At 65.3% G+C, this 8,614-nt stretch carries 12 protein-coding genes; 3 read left to right on the top strand and 9 right to left on the bottom strand.

The annotated features are described in order from the left end of the window. Window positions 1–160: 160 nt before the first annotated feature. The 3 genes from TA90_RS12905 to TA90_RS12895 are packed head-to-tail and all read left to right on the top strand — an operon-like array spanning window position 161 to window position 1,124. On the top strand, window positions 161–475 hold the full coding sequence (locus tag TA90_RS12905) for a helix-turn-helix domain-containing protein (protein ID WP_043537136.1): 315 nt from the start codon (window positions 161–163) through the stop codon (window positions 473–475). Continuing rightward, complete coding sequence (locus TA90_RS12900; RefSeq protein WP_043537133.1) at window positions 472–762, top strand: hypothetical protein; 291 nt, start codon at window positions 472–474, stop codon at window positions 760–762. Before TA90_RS12905 ends, TA90_RS12900 begins: the two co-directional genes overlap by 4 nt. Continuing rightward, window positions 759–1,124, top strand: coding sequence for a hypothetical protein (locus TA90_RS12895; protein WP_043537131.1), 366 nt, complete (start codon window positions 759–761; stop codon window positions 1,122–1,124). The genes TA90_RS12900 and TA90_RS12895 overlap by 4 nt, the downstream gene beginning before the upstream one ends. A 1,237-nt stretch (window positions 1,125–2,361) precedes the next feature. Here the strand turns inward: TA90_RS12895 and TA90_RS12890 are convergent. The 9 genes from TA90_RS12890 to TA90_RS12855 form a co-directional block, all read right to left on the bottom strand. Beyond that, entirely contained in the window at window positions 2,362–3,546 is a 1,185-nt protein-coding gene (locus tag TA90_RS12890; protein WP_043537129.1) for a phage major capsid protein, read from the bottom strand. A 500-nt stretch (window positions 3,547–4,046) separates the two neighbouring features. Further along, window positions 4,047–4,268, bottom strand: coding sequence for a hypothetical protein (locus TA90_RS12885; RefSeq protein ID WP_043537127.1), 222 nt, complete (start codon window positions 4,266–4,268; stop codon window positions 4,047–4,049). After that, window positions 4,258–4,509: a hypothetical protein gene (locus tag TA90_RS12880; protein ID WP_043537125.1), complete on the bottom strand. Its 252-nt coding sequence runs from the start codon at window positions 4,507–4,509 to the stop codon at window positions 4,258–4,260. The genes TA90_RS12885 and TA90_RS12880 overlap by 11 nt, the downstream gene beginning before the upstream one ends. Then, window positions 4,506–4,874, bottom strand: coding sequence for a WhiB family transcriptional regulator (locus TA90_RS12875; RefSeq protein ID WP_043537123.1), 369 nt, complete (start codon window positions 4,872–4,874; stop codon window positions 4,506–4,508). Before TA90_RS12875 ends, TA90_RS12880 begins: the two co-directional genes overlap by 4 nt. Further along, window positions 4,874–6,169 carry a DUF3631 domain-containing protein gene (locus tag TA90_RS12870; RefSeq protein ID WP_052450889.1) on the bottom strand — a complete coding sequence of 432 codons (1,296 nt, stop codon included), beginning with the start codon at window positions 6,167–6,169 and terminating at the stop codon, window positions 4,874–4,876. The genes TA90_RS12875 and TA90_RS12870 overlap by 1 nt, the downstream gene beginning before the upstream one ends. Further along, window positions 6,169–6,522 carry a hypothetical protein gene (locus tag TA90_RS12865; RefSeq protein ID WP_043537121.1) on the bottom strand — a complete coding sequence of 118 codons (354 nt, stop codon included), beginning with the start codon at window positions 6,520–6,522 and terminating at the stop codon, window positions 6,169–6,171. The genes TA90_RS12870 and TA90_RS12865 overlap by 1 nt, the downstream gene beginning before the upstream one ends. After that, the gene (locus tag TA90_RS12860; protein ID WP_043537119.1) at window positions 6,519–6,794 is read right to left on the bottom strand and encodes a hypothetical protein; all 276 of its coding nucleotides are present in this window, start codon (window positions 6,792–6,794) and stop codon (window positions 6,519–6,521) included. The genes TA90_RS12865 and TA90_RS12860 overlap by 4 nt, the downstream gene beginning before the upstream one ends. Continuing rightward, the gene (locus tag TA90_RS14050) at window positions 6,791–6,994 is read right to left on the bottom strand and encodes a hypothetical protein (protein WP_197067915.1); all 204 of its coding nucleotides are present in this window, start codon (window positions 6,992–6,994) and stop codon (window positions 6,791–6,793) included. The genes TA90_RS12860 and TA90_RS14050 overlap by 4 nt, the downstream gene beginning before the upstream one ends. Window positions 6,995–7,688: 694 nt before the next feature. After that, window positions 7,689–8,594, bottom strand: coding sequence for a tyrosine-type recombinase/integrase (locus TA90_RS12855; protein WP_074015416.1), 906 nt, complete (start codon window positions 8,592–8,594; stop codon window positions 7,689–7,691). Window positions 8,595–8,614: the final 20 nt, after the last annotated feature.

The following is an 8,614-nucleotide window of genomic DNA, read 5'->3' as shown; positions in this document are numbered from 1 at the left end:
TCGCGCACTCTGACGGGCTATGCGCTGTGCATCGATGCAGGTCACAAGGTGGTGACCTAGCGCTGTGGGTCGAAATATCCCGGACTGAAATGGCGACCCCGACAGGTGGTGGAACACCCGCCGGGGTCTAGGTCCGGGGCCTAGCTAGAAAGGCCCGGCCATGAGCACCACCCTACCTACCGTCACCGCTCCCACCGAGGACAGGTGGACGATCACCCCACAGGGCAGGAGTGCCCTCAATGCTGCCTCCAGGGGCCAGCGGTACGCCCTACGCGTGGCCGCCCGCGTGGGTCGAGCCATCCACGCCAGTGGCATCCCCGCCGTCGAGGTCGCCAGCAAGGCAGGCATGAGCGCCTCCACCCTGCGCCGACGCCTCGCGGGCCACATCAGCTTCACACCCAGCGAGGTCGTGAGGATCGCCGAGGTCCTCGACCTGGAGCCCCTCGCCTTCTTCACCGAGGGAGGCCAGCGATGACCACGACAGTCCTCGCCTCCGCATTCAAGCCCTCCGACTGGTGGGACGAGCCCGTGTTCCGCGACCCCGTGGACCCCGAGAGCTGGACCAGGAGCCTGCAGGTCGCGATCCCCTCCACTGACCCCAACCAGCCCACCATCGTGGAGATCTCAGCCTCCGACGATGCCCCCGCGCCCGTCGTCGAGTTCCTCACCAGCGACCACACGCTGGAGGACCTCGACGCCCTCTACGCCGCCCTGCCCCGCATCCTGTCCGTCCTTGACCAGATCAACGAGGAGATCCGATGAGCACCGAGACCAGCACACGGTGGTGGGATGAGGAGGACCACGACGACGTGACCGGGGACCGGTGGCGCACCAAGCGCGTCAACATCGTCCACGCTCGCCCCGACATCTTCGTCACCGCCACCACCGACGCCCTGGGCCACACCTACGTCGTGGTGGACGTCCCCGCCCCGGCTTCGCTCCCACCCTCGGAGGCGCGCCTCGTGCGCGTCGCCCTCGACCGCGCCATTGCCCTAGCGGACCGCATCGAGCGGGAGGTGACCAACCTGGCCGCCCCCTCCACGTCCTGGACCCCACCGGACACCGTCGAGCCCGAGGACACCTACGCCACGGGCCGAGAGGACGGGGCATCCATGTACGAATGAGCCCTCACGCGGGGGCCGGTAAAGGGTAGGCGCTCACTGCCCACCCCACCGGCCCTCGCAGGGCTCCGACGCTCCACACGGGCTCCCAGCACACGTCTGGTGGCCGTTGTGGGTGGCGGATCTCCACCTCGCGTTCCTGACCCTCCCGCGTACACCAGAGGGCCGTGGCAACCCTTCCCGAACCGTCGTGCCACCGGCGGGTGCCAGCGTTTCTAGACCGCTGACCAGGGCCACAACAGAAGCGCGCGCCGAACAGGTGTGCGCCACTCGTCGTGGGCAGATGCGGCAATGTGAGGACTGGAACGCCGGGGCGCTTTGGGATGAAGGGACGCTCCGGAACTACTGGGCCCGCAGGGCTCCGAATGGGGATGGGTAGGCTCTCCACAATCCGAGGAACTTGGTCGACGGTCGACCACGTCACCCCGGGAACCCGTCGACCGTCGACGCAATACCCGAGGCCGGGAAGTGTCACCCCCATACGACCAGGGCACTTGCTAAGTGTTCACAGGTGGTGCAACCTTAGCCTTGTGTGAACACTTAGATAAGCGTTCACAAGTCGGACGATCCGTTGAATCGTGAACACTTAGGAGTTGAGATGAGCCGCGGACCAGGACGATGGGAACGGGCACTGCTCGAAGCCGTCAACGAACACCCCTCAGTCGCGCCCAGCGGACGTCGCTACGTCCACGTGCGGTCATGGCTGCGCACCTTCGTCGGTCGAGAGCCAACACCCGCAGAGCTGTCCGCAGCGCACCGAGCAGCACGGTCAATCGTCAGGAAAGGTCTCGCCGACACCAGCACAAGGAAGTTCGGCTTCGTCGGCGACCTCGAACCTCTCCAGACCGTTACCGATCAGTAGCGCGTCAGAACCATCTTGCTGACATCCTTCCCATCGCCGGGAACCGTCCCGGGCAACATCACCAGTCGTGACGTTCCGTCACCAGTAGTGATGGAACCTGGGGGGTACTCGGAGGGCGAGGAGCCATGCCCCTTGACAGGGCCATGCTGCATAGTTATACGCGCCCGCGCGCGCGACCCCGTATATGCGCCGGAGGGGGAGGCCCACTGCCGGCCTCCTCACCGCCCTAACGTGATTCGCCGTGATTGTTACGCCCCTCCCCGCATAGTTATGCAGTCATGAGGAAGTCCCGACCGTCATGAGATGGCTCGACGGTCGGGACTTCTCATTGCCTCACGACGCGCGTGTCATCACCTGCGTGCCGTGAGGCGGCTGGTTTCACGCACCTGTCAGGGCAAGCTTGACGACACCGTGCGGGCGCATGACGTCGAGGTTGAATCGGCCTTCGACTCGGGCGACGAGCTGGTTCCGGGTGAACGTGTCACCAGGCGTTCCCCAGTCGGCGCGAACTCCCTGATTGTCGGTGGAGATGACGATGGACTCAGCCCCGACCACGTACCCCGCCCCGGCCACCAGTCCGGGCACCACCACGACGGGCACACCCCACGCCTTCTGGGCGGTGGGATCGACAGGCCCCCCCACGTCGAAGCCCCCCGAGGTGTTGCGGGTGGTCTGGATGGCCAGCCAGTCCGCGGCGCTCAGGGCGATGAAGGAGGCGGAGATCCCGAGTCCCTGGAGCTTGGAGAGCCCGTACTGGAGGGTGACGAGACGGTCCGTGGTGAATGCCTGGGTCTGGACGCCGGGAGTGTTGGCGAGGCCGGTGAAGTGTTCGCCGGTCCCGTCCCCAGTGAGGACTTCGTCTTCCAGGGCGTCGGCCACTGCGTCGGAGAGTTGCGTGGTGGCCCACGTGGTCAGGTCGGCCTTGTCTTCGAGGAGGAACCGGTCGACGGGCTCGGACAGGACGGCGATGACGCGCAGCCGGGCATCGATGGTGTCCAGAGCGAGCTTCCGGGTGGGCTTGACGTCGCCGGGAGCGACGACTCCAGCTGCACCGGGGTCCGACACGGAGACCTGGCGCAGGTACCGGTAGACAGGTGCCCGCCGGACCTGGACGGGCAGGACATCAATCAGGCGGGGAGCGTGTTCGAGGGTGGCGTCTCCAGCGATGGGGTTCGTATTGACGATGGGGACCTCGATGACGGACTCACCGGCGGGCACGATGCCTTTAGTGCCGGGTGAGACTCGCTGGGAGTAGGCACCCATCTTGGCGGCCATGACGCGACCGAGTCCCTTCATGGAGAGGTGTCCCTGCGGGGGTGCTCCAAACCCGGAGATCCCGTTCTCCTTCATCTCGACGGTGGCCATGCCTGCCTCACCGATGGCCTTGATCAGCTCGGCGGACTCGCGGGCCTTCTTGCACTTCTCGTTGACTTCGGGAATGAGCTTGGCGAGCTCTTCGGCTCGGTCATCGTCTCCGGGGAGCGACTCGCGGGCCTTGCTTCGCGCAATGATCGCATCTGCTTCCTTGGTCAGTGCGTTGAGCTGCTCGTGCAGTGTTGCCATTTCTGGTGCCTTTCTGGGGCTGGGGCCACTGTGGGGTGGCCCCGTGAGGATTGGTGGATTCCCGCATGGACTCTCGTGGTCCCCAGCGGGTGAGTACGCCGCCGAATCTGCGGGGGAACGGTGTCTATCATTCGACGGACGGATTGACCCGGGGCAACCTCACCCGGTGTGACCGCTGGCCGTAGCACCGTGGCGCTTCCCGATCCTCGGCTCCTGCTCCTCGTTCTTGACCCCTCCGGGTTCCTCGAACTTGGCTTCGGCCTTGTCGCTCAACGCTAGAACAAGTGTACTACGGCCAGCGGGTCATGGGCGTGGTCGCCACACGCGGGCATCCCATTGGTCTGCTGCTTCAGGTCGGCAGTATGTGACCTCGCCCTCCTCCCACCCAGACGGTGTCGCTTCACCTCGGCTGGGTACGCGAACGGGATGGTTTGCGTCGGCCTCGTTGAGAGAGTCCGCCGAGTCGGGCTGGTCTCGGAGGTCCCACCATCGACCCACGGTCACTTCCCCTTCCGATCGACGTCCACCATGAGCTGGACTGCACGGTCCAGGTCGTTCAAGGTGTCACTCGCCACGGCCAGCTCGACCAGGGTTGCCATCACACCGACCAAGCGGCGAGTGTCGCCCTCGTCGAGTTCCCCGAGGTCGGCCATCTCCGTCCCGATGGTGCTGTGGACGATGGAGAGCCCCGTCTCCATGAGACTCGCGACGTCACGCTGCATCTGTGGCTCCCTCAATCGCGGTGACGTGGCGCTCCCACACAGGCGATGGCTGACGCCGCTTCGAATGGTCCTTCAGGATCAGGGTGAAGATCCGGTCCCAGTGGTCTTGCGTCTTGGTTCGCCCGGTCGCACCGTCGATGAAGCTCTCCGCCTCGGCCACCAGGTCCAGTCCGTAGGCCTTGCACATGTCCTCGTGACGCCTGTTGGGCGCCCACTCTGCTGCGGTCATCACGGTGTTCATGCTGCTGTTCCTTCCGTTCGTTGCTTGCGGCGGGCTCGTGCTCGCCTGGACCGTTCCCGGGTGAGTGCCTTTCTGCGCTCCAGTTCCTCGGGTGTCGGTGACTTCTTGGGAGGCCGGTGTTTCACGGCCCGGTCGGCCTCAGTCATGCCGCCGTACACGCCACGCTCCTTGGGCCAGGCGAGCCCGTAGGCCTTGCATTGAGTGAGGATCGGACACCGGTGACACCAGTGGGTCGCTTCCCGCTGGTCGGCCTCCTGCTCGGAGATGGCCAGGTCGTCCCCCGAGCAGGGGACCGTGCCCGCTCGCGCGATGGCCCGGTTGAGCGTGTCCAGGTCCTGTTGCTGGGCTTCGCAGAGGTCCACCATCAGGAGGCCTCCCCGTTTCGGTGTTGGGCGCAGTAGCCGGTGCGTTTAGCATCGGCCGTGACTGCGGGAAGTCCGCAGGTGCGGCACTCGGTGAACGTCTGGACCTGGGCGGTCTGGACGGTTCGGACGGTCTGGGCGGTTTGGACGGTCACCCCTATGCCCATCCGTCCCCAGACCGTCACGAAGGACGCTCGGGTGTATCCGCGCTCCCCTGCGACCTTCCCGGAGTGGACCTTCGCGCCCTGGGAGAGCATCCGTCCGAGCCTCTGGACGGTCAGTGCCCGTCCGTAGGCAGACCCTTCTCCCCACATCTCAGGGTTGAGGTCGATCAGTCGGGAGACCATCGTGGGGGTGCGTAGGAACGTCTCCTGCTCCCCCCAGATGAGGAACAGATCCCGGATGAGGACGACGGCCGGGGGAAGCTTCGTCAGCCCGTCGGCGCGTTCGGCCTCGACTTCGGCCACGTCTCGGTTGATCAACGTCTCCACCTTCTCAATCCATTCCCCACCCGCCACGTGGGCGACACGGGCCAGCGGGTTCCACTTCTCTCTCATCCGCCCCACACACCCATTGGGGAGGGTGGGGTGGGTATCCCGGATCTCGTCGCGGACGGCTTCCATCGCCTGCTCCAGGGCCTCCCGTAGGTCTCCCGCTGCCATCTCGATGTCTTCCCAGTCCGAGGGCTCCACACGCCCCTCAAGATCAGGCATCAACAGGACCCGGATGCTGCGGGAACGGGTGTCGTCAGGGAGGTTGGGAGCATTACCTGCCATGGCCACCGGCCCGAAGGTCGGCATCTCCTCCACGTCCCAACTCCCCCCCTTCACGGGCACTAGGACCGGGCGGGTCGCTCCCCGCTTGTAGCCGGAGTTCAAGACAGCGAGGAGTTCATCCACCCCCGGCTTCTTCGGGTCAAGGTTGCGGTCCACCTCGTCGATGAGAATCGTTCGGGGAGACTTCGCCAAGATCCGAGCCAGGAGAGCCGGAGACGATAGGGACGCCGCCTGGACAGGTTGGAAGCACAAGTGCGCCAGGTGCTCCAAGGTCGTGGTCTTGCCACTGCCTGGCATCGAGGAGTCCAGGATCAACCTCGGTGTGGAGTAGGTGACCTCCACAACGTAGGTGTGGGCAGCCCACAGGGTGAGGAGGTCAAGATCCGCATCATCAGTCACGCACACGTACCGGGCGAACCAGCGGCGGACACTGGACAGGAGGGCGGATACCCTACCGTCCAGACCGCCCGAACCGTCTGAACCGTCCAGACCGCCCACGTGGGCGAAGGCCTCAATCTCCATCAGGCAACCCACCCCCCAACCTCGGTCGGGCTGGGCATGGCGTCGATGCGCTGCTGGTGGGCACGTGCCTGGGATGCCCGATCATGGTCGCCACGCAGGTCGCACAGGTCGGCGTAGTCGATGCCCTGGGCTGCCTCGCGGGCGATCCGCACCTGCTCACGCTGGGCGGCTGCCAGGTCCGCCACGGCGTCGCTGTAGCCCCTCCAGTACCCCTCAGCAATGACGCGCCCGGCGTGCACGTCCGCGAACGCACCACCCCGACCCGTCAGATAGGCCGCGGTCACCACCGAGTTCACCAGACCTTGATGCTCCACGCCCACCAGGGCGTGCAGTTGCTCGAACTGGGAGTTCACGCGATCACCCCCACCGGGGCAAGCTGGCAGAGGACAACCTGGGCGTCGTGGCCGCGGTCCTGAGCACGCTCAACCGCATGCTGGGCTGCGGACAGGGACAGGTAGGTGCGGCGGCGCAGGTGGCCGCGCTCATCCTCTACCACGGCAACGAACACACCCGACAGCAGAGCGCACAGGCGGTCGGCAGACGCTAGACTGTTGGTGATCGCCTGCCCGTGATCTTGGTCCGCCTCGGTTCGCCTGCCGGGGCGGATTTCATTTGCCCTCTTCACGCGACATCACCACCGAAGGATGAGAGCTCACGTTCAGCGGTCTCAGCATCGTCGGCGGCCTCACGTGCACGTCGGCGGGCCCGGGCCGACTTCAGTGCGAGCCGCTGGAAGTATGCCTTACGGAGGTGTTCGGCACGGATGGCACGTTCTGCTTGGTCGAGTGTGCCGTCAGGGTCAACCTCGCGCTCAAACTTCTCCATGAGCGCTTGCCGGGCGGGTGCTGTGCGAGCCGCGCGGTCGGACGTGCGTGCCCACGACTCGTGGGCTGCAATCGATGCGGTGAGGGAACGAACATTGGATTCTGGCATGACGGAGCTACCCCATTCGGGTTTCTCCGGATGCCCCATGCTCCGGGTCTAGCGTTCCACGCTCGGGACCTAACGATGTTCTTTCACTCTACAGCACTGCGCTAGATGATGATGTCTCCCGCGCGGCGTGTCCCGGCTTCACGTGCTTCCGCTCCAGAGACCACAAAGTCTCGGACATGCCCACAATCGCAGTTGAGCCAGTACTCCAGGTCGTCAGGGAGAAGCACGTCCGTCAGCTCTGGGACACGCCGGTCAGGGTGCTTGACCCGGAAGGACTCTGAGCAGCGCTCAACCCAATCCTTCTTGGAGAGGCGATAGGAGCATTTCCACGCGCACAATCCAACGCCCTCGACCTCAAAGACATCGAGAACTAGGCATCCACGTTCTTTACACCTCCATCGGGCCCTGGAGATACCCCTCCGCCCATGAAGATCACCCGCAGCCCGACTCGTCCGAAACACAGCCTGAGCAGATTGTTGACGTCGCATAGTTCCGTCCCGAAGGTCGCGTGCGTCCTCGACTGTGAAGCGCGCTCCCAGTTCCAACTCAATGCGGCCGAGGGAGCGGCCAATCGTATTGTCTTCGCTCACAGATCCCCCAGGTTCAACGCTCGCGCTTCCTTGACGGCACGATCGGCCGCCCTCGCCTTCGTGTACCTCTGGAGCATGTCGGGTGTCGACCATCCCGCGACGGTCATGAGCCCTTGCTCTGATCCCCCAGCGGCCAGCCACCGGTGCGCTGCCGTGTGGCGCAGCAGGTGCGGGTGGAAGCGGGTGATGCCAGCCGCCCGCGCGCGCTCCCTCAACGCCTTGTGCAGACCGTCATAGTGGAACTCCTTGCCACGATCCCCCAGCCACAGAGCTTCCGATGATGCAAGCCTGTGGGTCCGACGCGTGCGCAGGTAGCGGCCGATCACCTGCCCGGTCTGAGCACTGAAGGGAACCACTCGCCCCTTGCCTCCCTTGCCTCGACGCACGACGACCGTCCCGGCCTTCAGATCGAGGTCTGCAAGCTTCAGTTCAGCGCACTCCCCCGCCCGAAGACCGGCCTCAACCATGAGGCGGACCACGGCCTCGTCACGCTTGTCCCGGAGCTCCTTGCCCTTGCAAGCCCTAACCAGGGCACGCACTTGGTCGTCGGTGAGCGGTTCCACCACCTTCTGGTCGAGCTTGGGGGACTTCAAACCCACGAGGTCGTCACGGTCGATGACCTCCTCGGCGGTGAGCCAAGCGGAGAACCGACGCACAGCGAGTTGACGACTGGTCGCGGTAGAAGGTTCCAAGCCCTGATCAAGCAGGTCAGCAGTGAAGGCACTCACCGTGTGCCTATCGAGAGCCGGACTGACCCCCACACGCATGCAGTAGTCGAGGAAGGCGCGCACGCCCGTGGAGTAGGACTTCACGGTCGCGTTGGACTTGCGTTCGGCGCGGAGGGATACCTGCCACAGGTCGAGCTCCGCCTCGAAGTCGATGCCCTCTCCCCGCGGTGTCATGCTGACACGCTACCAAATAT

The organism is Actinomyces polynesiensis (assembly GCF_000820725.1).
In the GTDB taxonomy this organism is placed as follows: domain Bacteria; phylum Actinomycetota; class Actinomycetes; order Actinomycetales; family Actinomycetaceae; genus Pauljensenia; species Pauljensenia polynesiensis.
Note: the sequence above shows the minus strand (reverse complement) of the source record. Positions and strands in the feature narration are given on the sequence as shown.